The sequence below is a fragment of the Gracilimonas sp. B-17 genome (assembly GCF_056857935.1).
The window spans coordinates 800343-819929 of record NZ_JBSXOA010000012.1; the positions used below are offsets into that span (position 1 = coordinate 800343).

20 protein-coding genes are annotated in these 19587 nt (G+C 41.4%); 8 read left to right on the forward strand and 12 right to left on the reverse strand.

The features are described 5' to 3' along the window. Positions 1 to 20: 20 nt before the first annotated feature. The 9 genes from AC13FX_RS11865 to AC13FX_RS11905 all read right to left on the reverse strand — a co-directional run bounded on the left by AC13FX_RS11865 (position 21) and on the right by AC13FX_RS11905 (position 11562). Positions 21 to 851 (reverse strand): fimbrial biogenesis chaperone, encoded by an 831-nt coding sequence (locus tag AC13FX_RS11865; protein WP_482880906.1) that lies wholly within the window; start codon positions 849 to 851, stop codon positions 21 to 23. 135 nt (positions 852 to 986) lie between these two features. Further along, positions 987 to 1514: a Csu type fimbrial protein gene (locus AC13FX_RS11870; protein ID WP_482880907.1), complete on the reverse strand. Its 528-nt coding sequence runs from the start codon at positions 1512 to 1514 to the stop codon at positions 987 to 989. A 208-nt stretch (positions 1515 to 1722) separates the two neighbouring features. Next, entirely contained in the window at positions 1723 to 2253 is a 531-nt protein-coding gene (locus AC13FX_RS11875) for a hypothetical protein (RefSeq protein ID WP_482880909.1), read from the reverse strand. Further along, complete coding sequence (locus tag AC13FX_RS11880; protein WP_482880911.1) at positions 2246 to 2884, reverse strand: hypothetical protein; 639 nt, start codon at positions 2882 to 2884, stop codon at positions 2246 to 2248. The genes AC13FX_RS11875 and AC13FX_RS11880 overlap by 8 nt, the downstream gene beginning before the upstream one ends. Next, positions 2881 to 3387 carry a hypothetical protein gene (locus AC13FX_RS11885; RefSeq protein ID WP_482880912.1) on the reverse strand — a complete coding sequence of 169 codons (507 nt, stop codon included), beginning with the start codon at positions 3385 to 3387 and terminating at the stop codon, positions 2881 to 2883. The genes AC13FX_RS11880 and AC13FX_RS11885 overlap by 4 nt, the downstream gene beginning before the upstream one ends. A gap of 513 nt (positions 3388 to 3900) precedes the next feature. After that, the gene (locus tag AC13FX_RS11890) at positions 3901 to 5034 is read right to left on the reverse strand and encodes a hypothetical protein (protein ID WP_482880913.1); all 1134 of its coding nucleotides are present in this window, start codon (positions 5032 to 5034) and stop codon (positions 3901 to 3903) included. A gap of 10 nt (positions 5035 to 5044) precedes the next feature. Beyond that, positions 5045 to 5644 (reverse strand): hypothetical protein, encoded by a 600-nt coding sequence (locus AC13FX_RS11895; RefSeq protein WP_482880915.1) that lies wholly within the window; start codon positions 5642 to 5644, stop codon positions 5045 to 5047. A 3-nt stretch (positions 5645 to 5647) separates the two neighbouring features. Further along, complete coding sequence (locus AC13FX_RS11900; RefSeq protein WP_482880918.1) at positions 5648 to 6181, reverse strand: hypothetical protein; 534 nt, start codon at positions 6179 to 6181, stop codon at positions 5648 to 5650. 179 nt (positions 6182 to 6360) lie between these two features. Further along, complete coding sequence (locus AC13FX_RS11905; RefSeq protein ID WP_482880920.1) at positions 6361 to 11562, reverse strand: invasin domain 3-containing protein; 5202 nt, start codon at positions 11560 to 11562, stop codon at positions 6361 to 6363. 185 nt (positions 11563 to 11747) lie between these two features. Here AC13FX_RS11905 and AC13FX_RS11910 point away from each other — a divergent pair, with 185 nt between their 5' ends. The 5 genes from AC13FX_RS11910 to AC13FX_RS11930 all read left to right on the forward strand — a co-directional run bounded on the left by AC13FX_RS11910 (position 11748) and on the right by AC13FX_RS11930 (position 15422). Further along, a complete protein-coding gene (locus AC13FX_RS11910) occupies positions 11748 to 12449 on the forward strand; it encodes a sugar phosphate nucleotidyltransferase (RefSeq protein WP_482880921.1) in 702 nt (233 codons plus the stop codon). Between the two features lie 2 nt (positions 12450 to 12451). Further along, a complete protein-coding gene (gene rfbD / locus AC13FX_RS11915; protein WP_482880922.1) occupies positions 12452 to 13315 on the forward strand; it encodes a dTDP-4-dehydrorhamnose reductase in 864 nt (287 codons plus the stop codon). Then, positions 13312 to 13863, forward strand: coding sequence for a dTDP-4-dehydrorhamnose 3,5-epimerase (gene rfbC / locus AC13FX_RS11920; protein ID WP_482880923.1), 552 nt, complete (start codon positions 13312 to 13314; stop codon positions 13861 to 13863). The genes rfbD and rfbC overlap by 4 nt, the downstream gene beginning before the upstream one ends. After that, positions 13860 to 14864: a dTDP-glucose 4,6-dehydratase gene (gene rfbB, locus AC13FX_RS11925; RefSeq protein WP_482880924.1), complete on the forward strand. Its 1005-nt coding sequence runs from the start codon at positions 13860 to 13862 to the stop codon at positions 14862 to 14864. The genes rfbC and rfbB overlap by 4 nt, the downstream gene beginning before the upstream one ends. Before the next feature lie 84 nt (positions 14865 to 14948). Then, a complete protein-coding gene (locus AC13FX_RS11930; protein ID WP_482880926.1) occupies positions 14949 to 15422 on the forward strand; it encodes an EVE domain-containing protein in 474 nt (157 codons plus the stop codon). A 21-nt stretch (positions 15423 to 15443) separates the two neighbouring features. Here the strand turns inward: AC13FX_RS11930 and AC13FX_RS11935 are convergent, their stop codons facing one another. Continuing rightward, positions 15444 to 15596 carry a hypothetical protein gene (locus AC13FX_RS11935; protein WP_482880927.1) on the reverse strand — a complete coding sequence of 51 codons (153 nt, stop codon included), beginning with the start codon at positions 15594 to 15596 and terminating at the stop codon, positions 15444 to 15446. Further along, positions 15589 to 15762 carry a hypothetical protein gene (locus tag AC13FX_RS11940; protein WP_482880928.1) on the reverse strand — a complete coding sequence of 58 codons (174 nt, stop codon included), beginning with the start codon at positions 15760 to 15762 and terminating at the stop codon, positions 15589 to 15591. Before AC13FX_RS11940 ends, AC13FX_RS11935 begins: the two co-directional genes overlap by 8 nt. Positions 15763 to 15864: 102 nt before the next feature. Here AC13FX_RS11940 and AC13FX_RS11945 point away from each other — a divergent pair, with 102 nt between their 5' ends. Beyond that, complete coding sequence (locus AC13FX_RS11945; protein WP_482880929.1) at positions 15865 to 16746, forward strand: bacteriorhodopsin-like; 882 nt, start codon at positions 15865 to 15867, stop codon at positions 16744 to 16746. Positions 16747 to 16816: 70 nt separating this feature from the next. On the opposite strand, the gene AC13FX_RS11950 is transcribed toward AC13FX_RS11945, so the two are convergent. Beyond that, positions 16817 to 17743, reverse strand: coding sequence for a Brp/Blh family beta-carotene 15,15'-dioxygenase (locus tag AC13FX_RS11950; protein WP_482880930.1), 927 nt, complete (start codon positions 17741 to 17743; stop codon positions 16817 to 16819). A gap of 66 nt (positions 17744 to 17809) precedes the next feature. Here AC13FX_RS11950 and AC13FX_RS11955 point away from each other — a divergent pair, with 66 nt between their 5' ends. Next, positions 17810 to 18625, forward strand: coding sequence for an alpha/beta hydrolase (locus AC13FX_RS11955; protein WP_482880931.1), 816 nt, complete (start codon positions 17810 to 17812; stop codon positions 18623 to 18625). Further along, positions 18622 to 19569 (forward strand): aldo/keto reductase, encoded by a 948-nt coding sequence (locus AC13FX_RS11960; RefSeq protein ID WP_482880932.1) that lies wholly within the window; start codon positions 18622 to 18624, stop codon positions 19567 to 19569. The genes AC13FX_RS11955 and AC13FX_RS11960 overlap by 4 nt, the downstream gene beginning before the upstream one ends. The last annotated feature ends 18 nt before the right edge of the window (positions 19570 to 19587 follow it).

The window sequence follows — 19587 nt, forward strand, 5'->3', positions numbered from 1 at the left end:
TGAGCCAATTTTTGCACACCTTATGGGATAGTTACAGTGGTTGTTGCAGTGACAGGATCCATTTGTATGATATCACGTGATGACACGTCATTTCTCTGTGATTCAAATTTTACTTCAATAGTGTATTCTCCGGGGTCTACACCTTCAATATTAAGCTCCTGACGCTGGGTACCATCAAAATAGAGGCTGGTTGAAATAAAACCGGATTGAACCACCGAACCGTTTGAATCTTTCAGGTTAACAGAGATGGTACCAAGAAAAGGAGCATTACCGGTACGGCTGTAATCGGTCAGTACGGCCATAATATTATCATCAGTCATTTCCGTTCTGATCTCATCTACATCAATTCCCGTACTGACATCACCGTTTTTATAAAATAGACCGGTTACCTGGTTGATCACAATTCCAACCTGAGCCGTCACGGACTGATCGTTTGAAAGTTCAATGGGCGGACTCTGCGGAGTAGAAGACGTTTTAATTCGGGACCAGTACACACCATCTCCAAGCGTATTGGGTGGGGTTATCCTCAGTCTCACGATCTGCCTCTGATTCGGACTCAAAACAAAATTTCTTGGGAAGGCCCTGATATTTTCAGCGATAGAGTGTTCGTCTGCGATCTCAGCGCTGTCTTCAACTGTGGTTCGGTTACCGTTTTCGTCCGTTTGGGAATAACCAAAAAAGAAATCGATTGAGACTTCCTGGGGGGTATTCGAGTTATTGATCACCATATAAGTCCCAAACTTAGACTGGCTGTCAATAAATAAATTGGTTGGGGCAATTGTTACCTGGGCTACTGAATATATAGGAAGCAGTAAAGCAATTGCTAGCAGTATGTTACGTATGGCAGTCATCTGAGATGATTTAATTCACATTTGTCCAAATTTAGTAAAAAACGAACCAACCTTTGAATTATTTGTGGAAAAAGGAATAGCTAAAAAAAAAGCCATGGAGTTAAACTCCATGGCTAACCTAATACCTAACTTGCTTTAGTTGTAATCAACCGTAACAGTGATAGTGTTACTGTACGGATCACCAGGTACCGCCTGAGAGGCATCTGTAATTTGTCCTCCAACATAGATATACATTGTGTTAGCTGTTGATGTAAATGATCCAGTTAATTGAGTTCCTGACACTGTACCAAATGTTGTTGACCCAGTTGCGTCATTGGTACCATCGAGTCTATAAGATCCTTCGTAATTTCCAAAAACAAGATCATTAGTAGCGTCAACATCTGCGTTATCAAGAGTTGCAGGGTAATCAATAGTCACATCCATCAGTACTCCAGATGAGGCTCCAACGATATCAACTGCACCAGCATTTGCATCTGTGGCAGATATTGTTGGGGTTTCAGTAGTGGTAATTGTACCGAAAGAAAGGTCATTTACATTATTCATGGTAAATGCACTTTGGACAGTTGCACTAGCTGTAACATTGGCATTTTCTTGAGCATAAGCAGTTGTGCTAAACAATGCTACTAAGGCGAAAAGGGTAAGTGTTTGTTTTAAAACTTTCATGTCCGTGAGATTGAGTTTGTTGTTTTATTAATTTCTGATTCAAAATTATCGAACATCTTCATTCTGTCCAATTAGATAGTCTTAATTAAAGCCGGTTAACGTTTGAATTTTGAAGCAGGTAGATGGTGGTATCACGCAGGAATGTAACGACTGAGTCACACATTAAACTTTAGAGTTCTTTAATATTCAGGCACAAAGCCTATTCAGGTCAGTCGTAATCAAGGTTTAAGATAATATCCCCTGTGTATATCCCATTGGGGATGTTCCCGATCACAATAGAACCATACACATAAATATACATTTGTTTCCATACGTCGGCGTCAGTTTCAGGAGTGGTATTTTGAGTGATGGAAACCAGGCCTTCGTTCAAAGGCAGAGGTGTGCTATTTTGCGCGTTGTCGGTACCGGAATTGTTAAAGGACATTCCCAATTCCAGTGGAATATCAGCGGTAACCCCGGGTTCATTGTTTTCCAGGGCATCAGGGTACTGAAGATCGATAAAGATATTTTGAGTATGATAGGCTCTAACACTGAAGATTCCCATATTGGCATCGCCCAGTTCAATACTGGTACGACCAGAGTTGGTGATCTGGGTTCCAAAATCCAGGGGCTGGATCACGGTTGCTCTGAGTTCAGGTTCTACGGTGAGACGGAGGTTGATGAATTGAGCCGAACCAGCAGCAGTGATACCAAGGTTGAACAGAATGATCAGCAATATGTAGGAAAGAGGCTTAGTCATATGTAACAGTCACATTGATCTGACCACTATAGGTACCGGCATTCACATTTCCGACATTGATCGAGCCATAGAGATATAAATAGGCAGTCTCGTTAAATAAGGCCGGATTATAACCTTCAAAAACGGGTGTTGGGGGCGGACCCGGAGGGCGATTACCCCGTGCCAAAACTGGGAATTGAGCACTTGCCACATTGGAAGCCACCTGCATAAGCACGGCCTGATTGGTGTTGTTGCTTCCTCGATTGGCATAGGCAGCCTGCAAGGTAAAGGGAATGCAATTCGAGTTCGTGCCATTGCAACTCACATCATTATCAAGAAACAGGTAATTATCGGCCGTTATGTCGACGATCACATCCAGGTATTTAACGCCCTCTATCATCAATACCTTGGCATCCAGAAGGTCTATGGTCTTTAACCCTTCATTTTGAATTACCATACCAAAGGCCAGATCCTCAGCTGGTATAAGTTCTGTGATCGAAACGGAGTATTTGCTGCTGAAATCACCAAAATTGATCTCCTGAGCTTTTAGAAGGGGGGATGAGAATAAGATGATCACACTAAATACCAGTGAGGTTCTTAGTGACCCTAAAAGCTTTTTAGTAAAAGGATTATGTGCTCCATGTTTTATCATATGTAATCGATCTCGATGGTGAAATCACCTTCGTAATTTCCGGGAGCTGCATTACTGAGGTCAATAAGGCCGCCCACCCATATAAAAAACTGCCCTTCTTCATTAAAACGCAGATTGCGGTTCTCCAGGTCAAGTAATTCGGATGTAGCCTGGTCATCCTCAGAGTTACCGGATATCTGATAATTGAAGATCAGAGAACCGTTGCCGTTAATTTGTGTGAGAATTCGGTCCGGAAGATAATTCAACCTGAATTCTGCTTCAGGATTTCCATTTGCGATCATAAACCCGGCGTTGAGGCTGGTTATGGGGTTGATATAGATCTGTCCGTCCTCAGGCTGAGTATTTCCAAACTGAATGGTGTTGACTGTGATCAGCTCAATTGAGTTCTGAGTTGAGCCTATAACCGTAGCAGAAACATTTATTTCAGCATTGTCATTACTTTGTGCCTTGAGGTAACAGTTCCCTAAAACTAAAAACAGAGCTATTAAAAGCGTTCTCTTCATAACCGATATCGAGTGCAAAAAGTCTTGCTTGTTTATACCACTAAAATATAGTGACTATGATAATGGTTTACCTGTTAGTTTATTTTAACGTCATTTCGATATAAGATCTCGGAAGGTGTCATCCTGAGCGCCTTAAAAGCTATCTGAGTACAATTTGTTGAACGCGAAGGATCTCAAACGATAATGCAACCCAATTTTTTAGACCCTTCGCGGAATACAATATGATCCTAATTCTATGTTTAATACGCTCAGTGTGACAACAAAGGATCAATTTTATCTAGAACTGACGTTTTTTTGTTTTTGAACAGTAGTTACTAATTAGATTCCCGTTTTCACGGGAATCATCAAATCCGTAAGTGTTGGTTAGATTTAGAAAAATATCACCAAAATGATGAAAAATTTAAAAAGAACCGGGAAGGGGAAGCTATTGCAAAATAAAAATCTCCTTTTACCTCAGCCACCGGGCAAAGATAAAAGGAGATAGGGGTAAGCTAAATAAGAACGACTAACTTCTTATTCGTATGTACTAAGTCTTTTATAACGGTTTTGATTGAGCATGCCAGCTGCAGCTGCTTTGGCCGTTTCTTCTGCTTCACAATCATAGCTGACAGTGATATTACCGTTTAGATTTATGTCTATATCATCAAATGAATCGTCTGTTTTACCAACCAGGACCGAACCATTAATATTTACAGTACCTTTTCCATCCATATTATATGCATTTTCAAAGATCACCAGACCATTGAAAGTAAATCCACCTTTAAGATCTAATGACCCGGTGACCTCATCGATCAAACCAGTGGTGTCACCTGATACAGTTCCATAATTACGAACTACCATGATCCCAAAACCTTCTGTATTTGACGCAAACTTAGTGTCTCCCTCTACAAAAAATACGCCAGGATCATCTGCTGACCCTAGATCCTCTTGATATACCCCATCTGGTATTCTGGTAACGCCGTCCATCTGTCCCAAACGGGCAACTAGTTGATCGACCGGTTGGTACGATAGGTCTGGGTCCAGATTAAGTTCTCCACCTTCACCCACTAATCTTGAATAAGTATCAGCATCCCCTGAAATAGCATCATAAGATTGCTGATCTTTAACAGATACAGCTGGTTTAGCAGGGCATGTTCCGCTGTTATCATCCCCTGAAATTATAGAAGATCCCTGTGCGGAAAAAACAAAATCATCATAATCAGCAGCAATTGAAATGGCAGACTGGAATTCCGGCACAAAATGCAGTGCTTGTTTTACGTATGATGTTATAATATCTAGATCTCTTTCTTGACCGTTGATAGGATCCCGATACCATGAACGGGCGTGTATTTCAACCGTATCACTATCCAGTATGGCATAGGTTCCTCCTCCTGAAGAAGGTTTTAGGTCATAATAAAGCGAGATAGAATCTCCATCGATCTCTTGAACCCAGGGGCTGGTACTGGTAGGATGCCAGGTTCCACCACTTTCATTTATTCTTTCCATTGAAACCTGAGCAGCTGTAAAAGCTTTGTTTCTGATCTGAACTTCATACGCATCAATTGCCGAATTTTGAGCAATACCAGTGCGTTTACTTTGTACACCCAGCTGTAAAATTCCTACCGCAATAATGGCTCCGGCAGCGATAATTAACATTGCACGTCCCATATTTTATCTCCTAATCTTTTCTAAGGTTAACCGGCGAAAACCGCTTCTGCCAGGTTGTTGTTACATATCTATCAGGATCTGAAGCCCGATAGTTCAACGAATAATCGTTTTGCATTTCGAATTCGATCTCAATTTGTAGGATATCATCAAAATTAGAGCTGCTGACCGGTGTACTCATTGGAGTACTTGATCCGTACTGATTGTAGTACCTTACTTCAAAATCAGTGATTCCAACCGGTATTTCAGTTGAAACTCCGTCAACGGTTCTGGTAAGCATATCCACGTGTGGATTGTTTGCATGATCCGGAGCGTTGTCGGGATCATACGTCCAGGTTATTATTTCCACATCACCACTGTTGTCAAGATCACTATAAAAAGAAATTTCATGGTCATCGGCTTTTATGAACTTTGTAGCGATAACACTGTCTTTTTGATACCCAATTTTAGGTATATCGTTTATGATCATCTCCTGTACGGCCTGAGAATGTGTTTTCTTGATCAGTGTGGTGGTCACTTCCTGATTACTGAATCCCACGTTATAGTTGATCGTGAAGATCATGATCATTAGAAAGCCCGCAATCACATAACTTATAATGAGTCCAAAGTTCATAATCTAATCCGCGTAATAGCTTCTGATAAAGCTGAAGTTATAATTTGTGTTATCAGATCCCGGGTTCTTATTCAGGAATTCTGATTGTACGTTTACTGTAATTCGTTTGAGGGTTGATTTACTGCCTGAAACGGAAAAAGTATTGTATTGACTATCATGATTTAGGTAATCGACCACTACGTTAATGTCATAGTCAATACCGTTAATTGTCACTGTTTCAGTATACCCGTGAAAGTCATCGAAATCATTGAATGTCGTACGGCCACTTTCACCATCTGGACCTAATGTTGAGAACCCACCTGGTATATAAACCGGAACTACACTATTACCACTACCATCATCTGAAGTTTCTTCATCAAAGGCGAGCGCCCTGGATTCTTCAATGATATCCTGAGCATAGGCGATCACCTGCCCCTCAAGTTGTCCTTCGATCATGGACACATTGTTCACTTGTATCACACGGTTGGCATTGAGCGCCATGGTGGATACAATGACCATAGCAAAAATCACATAAAGTACTTCCGAATATCCTGACATGGCTTATTTCTTTTGTTTGTGTTGCCTATACAAAATATTAAAAAATCTTAATATTTGATAGCTCTTCTAACAACAAGAGCTGTCGTTCTCTCATTTGTTACGATTTAATATCACTACAGCGTGAATCAATACAAATTAGATTTTTTTATGGATACGAAATGAATGGGGGAGTGGATGGGCTATTTGACCAGGGTCATTTTCTTGGTTAGTACTCCGCCCTCGGTTGATAGACGATAAATGTAGACTCCACTGGCCAGTCTATTGGCATCAAAATTGACCTCATGGAAGCCGGCCTGATAATTTTGATCGACCAGTTGTGTGACCTTTCTGCCAAGGATATCATACACGTCTAACTGAACGGGGCCTTCAATTGGAACCGCAAAGCGAATAGTCGTTCTTGGATTGAAGGGGTTAGGGTAGTTATTGTAGAGCTCAAACTGATCCGGAAGTCCATCAGCATCCTCACCCGGAGCCAGAATAAGCACAAACCTTGATTCAAGATCAGCATTTGTTTTTGACCTGGAGGAAGAATTGGTCAGGCTGAAGTTTTGTACGGTATTTGTAGCAACCTTAGCGGCTTGCTGTGACAGATCAAAGGTATAGGTTACCTGATCGATCAGGTCTACGGATTGACCTGTCTGTTTGTCTTTAAGGGTAATAGACCAGCCTTGTGGCAGTTCTTCCAGGTCATGAAGTTGAATGGTATATGAGCCATTTATAGGAAACCCGTTTACATAACCACCAACATGAAGGGGAATTTCGATCTCTTTACCGAAATCACGAGCCAGGTTATTGATCGCCAGCTGAGTTCCATCGTCTAAAGTTGTGAAGAACTCGAGATAACTATTGGTCTCAAATGGAAGCAGGCGAATGGCATCCCGGTCATCTTTTCGGGTTTTGCCACCCGGCGATAGGGTGATGTGGGTCGGTTTGGAATGTTCACCCGTGGAAAGTTCAAGGGTAATTACCTCGGGCTCCTTATTATTCTTGCTCAGAAAGGTGCCACCGGTGGTACGGGCGCTTTGGTCGACGCTCAGTATCGGGTTATCTGCATTGGCCTTTATCCAAAATGCCTGGAAAGGCCGGATGATCCCGTTTCCTAATTTTGTACCGTCCAGATTACCGCCTCCAATGCCATTCCAGTAAAAATAATCGTTGTTTACCGGATCCCACACGTAGAGTACATTATCAATATTGGTTTTAGTCCAACCCGGATTATCCCAGTCAAGGCTAGAAGCAAATGGATTTCCTACAAGATTCCAGCCATCTGAATTCTCGTTGTAGGCTACCTCAGAAAAATTGAATGTACCTGTAGCTGCCGGATATTCCGTTCCTTCTATATCCAAAGTAAGCGGGAGAGGGGTATTGTACCTGGAGTCTGAAGCGATGTCACCAAAGAAGTACACAAAGTATCCGCGACCTGCAGTTGGAGTATCTGTGGCATTGCCGGGAGCTCTCCATCGCTGATTGTCAGTGGTTCCGAGTTCACCTTCAGCTACTTCAAAAGTTGTATCATACCACAGTACATTTGGCTGAAGGGAGTCAGCCGGGTCGTCACCCAAACTGGATCCTGTAAAGCCCTGAGTAACGGTCTTATCTAAAAAGTCATTGAAATCACTTTGAAATGGAGCCGAGATCATCCTCCAGCCACGAGAGGAATTTATATTTCTCAGCATTCTAAGTGTACCATTTACATATGAGATATTTGGTGCGATAAGGCTGTTTCCTGAGCTCAGTATCAAAGGACCGTTTTGAAGGGTCAGGTCACCGGAAATGATAATATCATCAAAGGTTCGAACCCCCTCAGTATTATTGATGATCGCGTTTTGCATCTCGGTGAAATTGGATATCTGCTGTTGTTGAAGATCAGGGTAGTCCACGAAATTTTCATCTAGCCTTATCCCAAAGATCACCGTTCCATCACTGGCATCAATATTTTCCAGACTTGCGTTACCTCTTAATACAAAAGTGTTGTTATTCAATAGAAGGGTGCCCTGACCGGTTAGCTGCTCTGTAATATCAAGAGTCATACCGGCACCGGCCTGTAGTTCAAAGGTGTTTCCACTTGCAATATTCAAAGTATTTACATCAAGAAGATCACCGCCAGTGTTATATGTCACATCATTTTCAATATTCAGGTTCTGAGCAAGAAAATTTGGTGTGGAGATCGTTTGTGGGCTTTCACCATTTAAGGTAATAATAGCTCCCTCATTACGGGCAAGGAAACTGCTAACAGTAATATCCCCACCGACTTGAACATTTGTTTGAGCACCGGCTGTAAACGTACCAGACCCTCCAAAGCCACCTACGGTCGTAAGGTCTGTATTATCTTCAATGTCAAGAATCCCATCCACGATCAGGGCTCCGCTAACAGTAATGGCATTACCTCCAAATAATGTTAAAGAGGCCCCGGTTTGAATTTCAAAAGTTCCCAGGTTGATATTCAGGTCCAAAATAGGCAGGTCAGCGACATCAGGAATGATCACATAGTCATCACTTTGAGGAACGGTTTGTGGATTCCAGTTTTCTGCATTGGTCCAGTCAGTTCTATTCCCTGCAGGGCCACCGGCACCGGAAGTCCATACGATCGGGTTCACAATGTCCACTGTTGCTTTTTGATTGATCTGAGTTGTTGGACCGCTTCCAAAAGCACCTGATATTTCAACGAGTTCGACGGTGTTGCTGGCAGTTAAAGTAGCAATATAATTTTGTTGGGTAGCATTCCAGGTCGGAGCAGACAAACTGGCATTGGCTACACCATCTGGTGATGGATTTCCATTTTCTTCAATTTGAGTCATACTGATTGAGACCGGAACCTGTTCCAATACCCTGTTATTGAAAGCATCACGAAGTACAATGGATATAGTAGACTCGCTGCTTCCCTGGTTTTGTAAGACACTTGGGTCAGCCACTACTGCAGAGGTCACCGGATCCGGATCATTTGCCTTGACAACAAATTCCTCACTTGTTGTTTCTACATTAAAAAGGTCATTGGCCGTAAGTGTGATAGTTGCAGTAGTGTTGCTTAGAGTCAGGGTAATATCATGGCCGATCAATTCACCATTATTGAATGAAGCATTGTTACCGGCGGTGATATTTGAATTAGAACTGATGGTTACATTTCCATTAAAATCAGTAACTACGTTTCCGTAGGCATCAATAGCCTGAACATTGATCGGGAATGGAACACCGGCTGTTTGCGTATCTGGACCTGAACCGGATGAAGGAAGACTGATATTGAACCCCGCTACTTCACCCTGGGTGAAATCAACAGTAGCGTTATCTGGAACCGAAATGGAGTTTACCTCTGCCGTGATCGTAGCCGTTTCAGAAGCATTTTGAGAGGAAGTCAGTAGAGCCGTATAAGTGCCGTCACCCTGATCCACAGCCATAAAAGCAGTGGTATTGCCTGTAAATGTACCAAAATCAGTAAAGACCTCTACCGAATCACCTCCTGATAACAGGTTATTGGAATATTCATCTCTCAACTGTACCGTGATGTCAGATGTACTGCTGCCATTTGCAAGTATCTCAGTTGGATCGGCAGTGATGAGGGTGGTCAAGGGATCAAGAGCACCGGGCAAGATATTGAATTCATTACTCTGACCGGAGCGGTTTAGATCTTCATTCTCAACACTTATCGTAGATAAACCTGAAGTGGTTAATGTAATGGTGGTATCGAGAACTCCATTTTCAAAGGGCAGTGAAGATAATCCTGAAACAGGGGTTCCATTAACTGTGATCTGCGAATTGGAAGTGATTCGAACCGTATCTGTAAAGTCGGTATAAATTTCATTATTACCGTTGATGGCTTTGATCCTGATATCAAAGGGTTGACCTGCTGATTGTTCCGAAATTGGAGTGTCAGAGGTTGATTCGATATCAAATCTTGCAAGAGAATTAAGACTGATAACCTCAAAGATGTTACTGATCTGTGAGTATGATCCGCCTGAATTTTGAACTCTGAGAGTGGCATTACCCAAGTCAGCGGTACTTCCAATTACAATATTATCAAAAATAGCTTTACCGTCTACATTCGTATTAGTTGAGGTTGTGCTGCTACCATCCAAGACTACGCTAGCGTTAAGGTCTATGGTCACGCCTTGTACGTCTGCAATATTTCCAAAAGCATCAACCAATTGGACTTCAACCGGTGGGGTGATAGTTTGATTTTGAGCTGTATTTGCAGGCTGCACAAGGTAAGTAAGTCCGGCCGGTACGTTATGATCTACTACTACTGAGGATGTAGTAAGTGAATTTAAACCACTGCTAATGATAGAAAGATCAATGGTGTTGGCAATATCGGATGAAAGGTCATCAAATGTTATGACCCCATTGACTGCTGTACGGGTGAGTGTTCCGGTTAGCGTACCATTTCCACTGTTGATAGAAACCGTAGCTTGGGTTGAGTTATCAGTGGTTACCAGGTTTCCAAAAATATCCTGTACATGGACGAGAAGGCTGTTAGTAAATACTTCTCCGGCAATGCCCGTAGCAGGTGGTTGTGTATCTATGACGATCCGATCTGCATCCCTTGGCAGAACGGTTATAGTACCGGATGGAATGTTGGTTACTCCTGAAAGTGAAGCCTGAATACTGGCCGATCCTGTCAGCTGAGAGGAAAAAGTGGCACTTTTAAGATTCACAGCAGGATCCAGCGCCGTTGATGGAATATCACCTGTTACATTTATTAGGGACCAGTCGTTAGCATTGGCCAAAGCTACGTTCTCTACAAAATTACCGCCTGTATCTCTTCCAATGGCATAAACGGTCAGATTGTTGCCAGCCAGGATATCCTGGTCAGGGACGACTTGCCCGGTGCCATCTGCAGCTGTTTCCACAGATATTTTTGTTATTGAGCCGGCGACCTTGCTCAAGTTTCCGTAGTTGGCACTTGGCCCGGTGGTTCCGGTATTTGAGATTGTACCGGTATCCGGCACAGTGGTGGTTGCCGGTCTAAGTTGCAAGCCCGAAATCTCTATACGCCCCGGGCCCTGACCATTTCCTTTGGTTTCACTTTCTCTGTCTATAGTAAAGACAGCTTCCTGGGTATTATTGAATCCTGTGAAACTTGCAGCTAATTGTGTATTTGCCGCACCGGTTGGGGTTATTGTCAAAGTGATGTCAGCCCCGGTCAATGCTGTATTCCATTCGTACCCGTTAGGCAGGGTAAGGATTATGGTACCATTTTGAGAGAGTTGCCCGGTGGCTGTTTCCCGTATTGTAGGACCGGTAATGGTGACATACTGACCACTTGAAATGAGATCAATGGACAGATCTGTTCCACCCGAAGCACGGATCACATCCTGTGCTTTAGTTAAGCCGCTTGCTGATAAGATCAGCAGAAAAACCGTAAATGATAATTTTAGTGCTTTGATCATATGCATAATTCCTGCATATAAATATAATCAGTATTCCAACTCTGAACAGGTAAATTAATCAATTCTAACTGCCTGCAGATCATTCATATGATTGGAAGGTAACTCCAAAATATTGATTTCAAATTCATCATCAGAAAGTTTAGTTTTAACCGTTGATTAATAGCACTCACATACTCTTATAAGCAATGAAAGGCATTATACTGGCAGGTGGCACAGGCTCAAGATTGTATCCCCTTACAAAAGTAACCAATAAGCATTTGTTGCCGGTTGGTGATAAGCCCATGATCTATCATCCAATTGAAAAACTAACCGAAGTAGGCATTGATGAGATCCTGATCGTGACAGGTACCGAACATATGGGAGCTGTTGTGAATCTTTTGGGATCCGGAAAAGATTTTGGTTGCCGTTTCACTTATAAAGTTCAGGATGAAGCAGGGGGGATTGCCCAGGCTCTTGGATTGGCTGAGAATTTTGCCGGAAATGATCCGGTTTTAGTGATCCTTGGCGATAATATTTTTGAATCATCTCTAATAAAAGCAGTTGAAGACTATCCAGGTAAGGGGGCTCAGATCCTGATCCAGGATGTTCCGGATCCAAAACGCTATGGAGTGGCGGAGTTAGACGGTGATATGGTGGTCTCTATAGAAGAAAAACCAGAGGAACCTAAGTCAAATTATGCTGTCACAGGGATTTATTTCTATGATCCTTCTGTATTTGAATGCATCAAAACATTAAAGCCTTCCGGCCGCGGTGAACTTGAGATAACGGATGTGAACAATCATTATATTCAAAAAGGCGAGATGAAAAGTTCAATTTTAAAGGGTTGGTGGACCGATGCCGGTACCCCTGAATCCTATCAGATCGCAAACGAATTAATTCGGAGTTGAGCATGAGAATTATGATCACCGGCGGTAATGGTCAACTTGGCAGTGAATGGGTATATTATTTGAATAAGCAGGGAGTGGAGTTCATTGCTTTACCATCATCCGACCTGGATATAACAGATCATTCTGATGTTAGGCGGGTTCTGAATAACTTACGACCTGACCTTATCATTAATTGCGCAGCTTACACCAAAGTAGATCAGGCAGAGGATGAAAGGGAAAAAGCTTTTGCTGTAAATGCAGATGGTGTGAAGAACCTGGCTGATTATTGTGCTGAACATAAAATAAAACTAGTTCATTTTTCTACAGATTATGTTTTTGAAGGAAGTGAGCAAGATATAAAACGCTTACCGGATGGATATCCGGAAGATCATCCTGCAAAACCTATCAGCGTTTATGGAGAGAGTAAATTTGCAGGGGAGGTAAGTATTCAAAATTCCGGTTGTGACTATTTGATCGTCCGTGTATCATGGTTATGTGGCAGGTTTGGAAAGAACTTTGTTAAATCCATGGTACGGTTGGGGAAAGAGCGGGATGAATTAAAAGTCGTGAACGACCAATTTGGCAGTCCAACTTTTGCGGATAACGTAGTAGAGAATTGCTGGCACCTGATCGATCAAAATATTTCCGGTCTTTACCATATAACATCAAGAGGCATGATCACCTGGTACGACCTTGCTCAGGCTATTTTTAAGAAGACCGGAGAGCAGGTTGTAGTGAAGCCGATCTCAAGTTCAGAGTTTCCAACCAAAGCCAAACGACCGGCTTTTTCGTTGCTTTCCACAAAAAAGATCGCAGCGGTTCCGGGTATAACCATAATGGACTGGCAGGAGGGTTTACATAACCTGCTGGCAAACATTGATACATGAATATTAAAGAAACCAGAATTCCAGATGTGAAGATCATCGAACCCAATGTGTTTGAGGATGAACGCGGTTATTTTTTTGAATCCTACCGCCAGTCAATTTTGAAGGATGCAGGAATTAACGAGCATTTTGTTCAGGATAATGTATCCAGATCGTACAAGAATACAGTTCGGGGATTGCATTATCAGATCGAAAATCCTCAGGCCAAATTGGTTCAGTGCCTGAGCGGCACCATTTTGGATGTGGCTGTTGATATCCGTCAGGGTTCCAAATCTTTCGGCAACTATGTGGCATTCAAGCTTTCCGATGTGAGTAAAAGAATGTTGTACATTCCAAAAGGGTTTGCCCACGGTTTCTCAGTGTTATCAGATGAAGCCATTGTAGCTTATAAATGTTCGGACTACTACAACCGAGAAGGAGAAAGAGGTATCAGATGGGATGACCCAACTATTCGCATTAACTGGGATATTGACCGACCGATCCTATCTGATAAGGACCGAAAGTTACCTTTACTGACATCAGTACAGGATAAAGATCTTTTTACGATATGAGAATAATAGTAACAGGCGGAGCCGGATTTATAGGATCAAATTTGATATTGAGGTTATTTGAAAAATATCCTGACTATGAGATCTTTAACCTTGATAAACTGACATATGCCTCAGATCAGTCCTATTTGAAACCCTTGAAAGATTCCGCCCGGTATTATTTTAAAAAAGTGGATCTGGTGAACCGTAATGAAGTTCATGATGTGATCAGGACTTTTCGGCCACAGGGCGTATTTCACCTGGCGGCTGAATCCCATGTGGATAACTCTATAAAAGGCCCTGAGCCATTTATACAATCTAATATTGTGGGAACCTTTAATATACTTGAAGAATGCAGGCAACTCTGGAAAGAGAATGAAGAAAACTGGATCAACAATCGGTTCCTGCATGTATCGACCGATGAAGTATATGGGGAATTGGAGGATGACGGTTATTTTACAGAAAAAACACCTTATGCTCCAAATTCGCCCTATTCTGCCTCCAAGGCAAGCAGTGATTTCATTGTTCGTTCATATTACCAGACCTACGGTATGAATGTAGTGACCACAAATTGTTCAAATAATTATGGACCGCATCAACACGATGAAAAACTAATTCCTGTGGTGATCAGGAATGCCATCGATCAGAATGAAATTCCGGTTTATGGGAAAGGTGAAAATGTACGCGATTGGCTTTTTGTACACGATCATAATGATGCACTGGATGTGGTGTTTCACAAAGGTAAAGCCGGAGAGACCTATAACATTGGCGGCAACAACGAATGGAAGAACATTGAACTCGTACGAATGATCTGTGATATCCTGAATGAAGAGGTAGGTGAGGGCCCCGGCGGTGATTACAAAAACCTGATCACTTTTGTGGAGGATCGTCTGGGACACGATTTCCGTTATGCCATTGATGCCTCAAAGATCAAGAATGAACTGGGATGGAAACCCTCTCAGGATTTTAACGGAATGCTTCGACAGACAATTTTGTGGTACGTAAATAAATACAATTCAAAGTGAAAAATTAAAGATTAAAAATGGAGTTACGATTTAACGGCAATTTTTAATCTTTAATTTTAAATTTTTAAATCTAAAGCGAATAAAATGAGCGATAGAAAATACTGGCTAATGAAATCGGAACCGGAAGATTACAGCATCGAAGACCTGGAAAACGATGGGGAGACTCCTTGGACCGGTGTAAGAAATTATGGGGCTCGTAATTTTATGCGTGATGATATGAATGTGGGTGATGGCGTACTCTTTTATCATTCAAATATATCCACTCCGGTTATTGTAGGAACCATGGAAGTATCAAGTGATCCATATCCGGATCCGCTTCAGTTCGATCCGAGCTCCAAATATTTTGATGAAAAAAGCACTGAGAGCGATCCAAGGTGGCAATTGGTGGATGTGAAATTTGTACAAAAGTTTGATGAGCCTGTCACCAGAGATGCCATGAAAGAAGAAGCAGCGCTTGATGATATGGAATTATTCCGGTTAGGCCGCTATTCCATTACACCGGTCACAGAAAGCGAGTGGAAGAAGATCCACGAAATGGCTGGAGCAGATCCAAAATAAACCGATTTAAAAAAGCTGAGATCAGTTTTCGATCTCAGCATTACTATCATCTCTAAAGCGTTCAGTTCCGCGCTCCTCTTCCAACTCCCTGAATTCCTTAATGGTGATCCCATATCCGATCAGGAAAAGTAAGGTTGTGAAAATACCTGCAAAAAATATTACTGAATCATCCATTTGAACCTCCGTAAATATTTTTTATGTACATGCCAAATCCCAGTAAAGAGGGTACCCAAAGTCCTACAAATAAACCGGCTTCTTTATCAACGGTAAACCAAAGATAGATCGATAGGATCATGGAAATAAGGGCCGAGCCCAAAATGAAATAGTCTGATGTTTTCATAATATCAATTTGATTGATTTTGATATTTAAATGGGTTGAGAATGAGAATCATTCCGTATAGCCTCAATTGCCTAGCCTTTTAAATGATATCGCAGGAAATGGATGTATCTAGCGTTCACCCGTTTGGAACTTTCATTTGAAATTGAAAGTTATGGATCTAACTATTCAACCTTAATTAACGGAGACGCTATGTTGGAGCAACCAACCTTAACCTTTGGAGAGTACACGCTAGTGTACAACATGCTTTCTTTTGCAATAGCAGCCATGATCTTTTCAGGGCTCTTTTTTGTGCTGGCAAGAGACAGAGTAGCACCTAAGTATAGAATTTCGCTTGTAGTTTCAACCCTTGTAGTTGGAATTGCAGCGTATCACTACTTACGAATATTCAATTCCTGGGAAGCAGCTTATATACTGAGTGATGCAGGAAACTATATTGCATCAGGAAAACCATTTAACGATGCTTATAGATATATAGATTGGCTCTTAACTGTACCACTGTTGGTCGTAGAACTGGTTCTTGTTATTGGTTTAGCTAAAAACAAACAAAGCAGCATGCTCACAAAGCTTGTTATTGCTTCGTTTCTGATGATACTGCTGGGATATCCTGGAGAATTATTAATGGATGATTCCATGTTTTCAATGAGAGGACTATGGGGTTTATTGAGCACCATTCCATTCATTTACATAGTATATGTACTTTGGGTTGAATTGGGATCAGCCATGGCAGACCAGTCTGGCAAAGTGCAGGTACTGTTCAGAAACATCAGACTGCTGCTTCTTGCTACCTGGGGTTTCTACCCGATCGTTTATATGGCACCATTCTTTGGATGGACTGGAGCTGAGTCAGAGATAGCTATTCAGGTCGGTTACTCAGTAGCTGATGTGCTTGCTAAAGCAGGATATGGCGTAATGATCTATGCCATTGCAAGAGCTAAATCTGAAGACGAAGGATATGAAGTTGGACAAAGTGCTGTTAGTGCCTGATCCAATCTGTTCATGAAGAGAGCAATCAGCCCCGTCGATAATCGATGGGGTTTTTTATGCAAACAATATTTCAATATCTGCGATACATTATCTCAACTATAAAGATATGAGGTAAGGTAAGTACACTTATTAATATGAAGAGGAGGGCTATCAGTAACTTTTCATTGCCGAAAGCCTGTGTTGCAAAATATAATATAGCTAGTCCAACATAAGACATCACACTTAGAAATAATGTCTTTTTATAGAACCATTTCATTGAGACATTTAGGTCTCTACGGTTAAGGTAGTTCAGCATGGTTTTAGCATGGTTGTAGGAGTGCCACCCTCCGAAATACACAGCAAATGCAAAAAATGGATCTGCAATGGCAAACAAGGACGGTACAACAAAAGCATCAGCGAGGTAAATAAAGGGTGGATTTGTATCAGCTACAAAAGAGATAACAAATAAGTATGCAATGGGATAAATCAATGAAAAGGATAGAGGGATAATGAAATAATTATTTACTGAAGCGATAAGGTTCAGGGAGTCATAACCGGTTATAACTTTAATAACCTCAGAGATATAAATGGGGTCACTTCCATAGACGATCAGTCCAACGATTGTAAGACCCCTGGAATATTGTAAGATCTTTTTGGCTGTTGAGCTCAAATTAAAGCGTTCTGCGTCAGCCTGGCCAAAATGATAAAGGGTAATAGCCAAAAAGATCAGAAAGCTTAATAAAGGCAGCCAAACCCATAGGATTGCATATGCAACCATGATAAAAGTATAGTAGCTATAGAACAAGATCTTTTTTTCTTTCTCTGATTTGTCAGGGAATGAATAGTAAGATATAATGTGGTCAAGAGCCCCGTGAGGCATGCCGATGATCAAAATGATAACGCCAAGAAACCAAAATCTTATAGACTCAATAAAATTGGGGAAAAATAGATTTATTAAGAGTGCAAAAGCTCCAAAGGTAACTTGATGGACAGTGTGTCTAGAATATGTTTTTTCCAAAGTGAAAGCCTGTTTATGTTATCCATCCGGCAAAACTTTAATGATTTGAGATCAGTTCCTTAGTGTATGCGAATAAAAAGAAAATTAATTACGACCTTTCTGGGCATCATATTTCTGCTATACTCAGGCATCTGTGTTTATTTCTATTTCATCCAGGAAGAAATCATCTTTTATCCCAGGGTATTGGATGAAGCTGCAGAGTATGATTATGACTTTCATTTCACCGAACGTTGGTTTGAACCGGAATCAAACGTTCGAATTCATGCAATTCACGCTTTTACAGAAAGGGATTCTGCCAAAGGTTTGGTATTATACCTGCATGGCAATCGTGGTTCCAATCGTACCAGTAGTGACAGATATAAGTTATTTCTGGAAAACGGATACGATATGATCTACCCTGACTACAGGACATTTGGAAAGAGTCGCGGAAACCTTGAAAATGAAGATGATCTGGTTGGAGATATCCAATTTGTATTTGAGGAATTATCAAAAGAGTATGGTCAAGAGAATATCACAATTGTAGGGTACTCTTTGGGTTCAGGTGTTGCTGCACAGGTAGCTAAATTATTTGACCCCAAACGACTCATTCTATGGACTCCCTTTTATAGTTTGGTCGATGTTAAAAATACAGAATTCCCTTTCCTTCCTGATAGACTTTTGAAGTATCCCCTAAGAACGGACCTGGCACTTAAAAAGATTGAAGAACCGGTACATTTATTGTATGCTTCTGAGGATGAATTGCTGCCGGTTGAAAGATCGATCAATCTGACTGATTATCTTAAAGAAGGGGATACGCATACAGTTATCGAAGGTCAGGGGCATGGATGGTTTTATCGCAACAAGATCGTACAACAACATTTAAAGATGATCTTATCAGAATGAATAAAACGAATATGGAATACAGAAAATGTAAGCGATTTGACAAACCTATTAGCAGAATTGGGTTTGGTGCCTGGCAACTTGGGAACAATCAGGATTTTTCCGGGATGTCTGAAAAAGAAGGCATAAAACTTGTTAAAAAAGCGGTAGATGAGGGTATTACATTCTTTGATACGGCTCCAAACTACGCCGGGGGTAAGAGTGAAAAGATCCTGGGAAAAGCGTTGGAAGGTCTTGATTCAGATATATTTATAAATACAAAAACAGGTCATCATCCTAATGGGAATATAGATTTTTCAATAGACAGCATTACAAAGTCCATCTACCGGAGCATCGATGCATTAAACCGTGATAAACTGGATTCAGTGATACTTCACAACCCGGTTCAGGAAGTACTGAAAGGTGAGACGGAGCATTATTCTCGTTTAATCTCGCTGAAACAGCAGGGGGTGATCGATGGTTATGGGGTAAGTATTGACACTCCTGATGAACTGAAATGGGTATTGGACAGCAGTGATGTCGATGTCATAGAGATCATGTTCAACATCATTCACCAATCCCCTAAGGCCTGGTTTGATGAAGTCAGGAAAAGAGGCATCCTTTTAATTGTGAAAATACCATTTGATTCAGGATGGTTGACCGGGAAGTATGACAGAAATAATAAATTCGAAGGAATCAGGTCGCGCTGGACCAGTGAAGACATTGAGTTGAGAGCCGAACTCATTGAAGAGATCAAAGACATAGTTGGGACGGATGACCTGGTACCTTTTGCCTTATCATTTATTCTATCCTTTGAAGCGGTCACAACAGTTATTCCGGGAATCAGGAATATAAGACAGTTACAGTCGAATGTTGACTCACTGAATCACCCACTCAATAATGAAATGAAGAAAAAACTGGAGGATTATTATCAATCCAGATTATCTGGCCTTGAAATTCCCTGGTAAATAGTCACCAACGATTCA

What these genes read in the sequence shown, in the direction of transcription:
- AC13FX_RS11865 (WP_482880906.1), bottom strand. Translation starts at nt 851, where the DNA reads ATGACTGCCATACGTAACATACTGCTAGCAATTGCTTTACTGCTTCCT.
- AC13FX_RS11870 (WP_482880907.1), bottom strand. Translation starts at nt 1,514, where the DNA reads ATGAAAGTTTTAAAACAAACACTTACCCTTTTCGCCTTAGTAGCATTG.
- AC13FX_RS11875 (WP_482880909.1), bottom strand. Translation starts at nt 2,253, where the DNA reads ATGACTAAGCCTCTTTCCTACATATTGCTGATCATTCTGTTCAACCTT.
- AC13FX_RS11880 (WP_482880911.1), bottom strand. Translation starts at nt 2,884, where the DNA reads ATGATAAAACATGGAGCACATAATCCTTTTACTAAAAAGCTTTTAGGG.
- AC13FX_RS11885 (WP_482880912.1), bottom strand. Translation starts at nt 3,387, where the DNA reads ATGAAGAGAACGCTTTTAATAGCTCTGTTTTTAGTTTTAGGGAACTGT.
- AC13FX_RS11890 (WP_482880913.1), bottom strand. Translation starts at nt 5,034, where the DNA reads ATGGGACGTGCAATGTTAATTATCGCTGCCGGAGCCATTATTGCGGTA.
- AC13FX_RS11895 (WP_482880915.1), bottom strand. Translation starts at nt 5,644, where the DNA reads ATGAACTTTGGACTCATTATAAGTTATGTGATTGCGGGCTTTCTAATG.
- AC13FX_RS11900 (WP_482880918.1), bottom strand. Translation starts at nt 6,181, where the DNA reads ATGTCAGGATATTCGGAAGTACTTTATGTGATTTTTGCTATGGTCATT.
- AC13FX_RS11905 (WP_482880920.1), bottom strand. Translation starts at nt 11,562, where the DNA reads ATGATCAAAGCACTAAAATTATCATTTACGGTTTTTCTGCTGATCTTA.
- AC13FX_RS11910 (WP_482880921.1), top strand. Translation starts at nt 11,748, where the DNA reads ATGAAAGGCATTATACTGGCAGGTGGCACAGGCTCAAGATTGTATCCC.
- rfbD (WP_482880922.1), top strand. Translation starts at nt 12,452, where the DNA reads ATGAGAATTATGATCACCGGCGGTAATGGTCAACTTGGCAGTGAATGG.
- rfbC (WP_482880923.1), top strand. Translation starts at nt 13,312, where the DNA reads ATGAATATTAAAGAAACCAGAATTCCAGATGTGAAGATCATCGAACCC.
- rfbB (WP_482880924.1), top strand. Translation starts at nt 13,860, where the DNA reads ATGAGAATAATAGTAACAGGCGGAGCCGGATTTATAGGATCAAATTTG.
- AC13FX_RS11930 (WP_482880926.1), top strand. Translation starts at nt 14,949, where the DNA reads ATGAGCGATAGAAAATACTGGCTAATGAAATCGGAACCGGAAGATTAC.
- AC13FX_RS11935 (WP_482880927.1), bottom strand. Translation starts at nt 15,596, where the DNA reads ATGGATGATTCAGTAATATTTTTTGCAGGTATTTTCACAACCTTACTT.
- AC13FX_RS11940 (WP_482880928.1), bottom strand. Translation starts at nt 15,762, where the DNA reads ATGAAAACATCAGACTATTTCATTTTGGGCTCGGCCCTTATTTCCATG.
- AC13FX_RS11945 (WP_482880929.1), top strand. Translation starts at nt 15,865, where the DNA reads ATGTATCTAGCGTTCACCCGTTTGGAACTTTCATTTGAAATTGAAAGT.
- AC13FX_RS11955 (WP_482880931.1), top strand. Translation starts at nt 17,810, where the DNA reads ATGCGAATAAAAAGAAAATTAATTACGACCTTTCTGGGCATCATATTT.
- AC13FX_RS11960 (WP_482880932.1), top strand. Translation starts at nt 18,622, where the DNA reads ATGAATAAAACGAATATGGAATACAGAAAATGTAAGCGATTTGACAAA.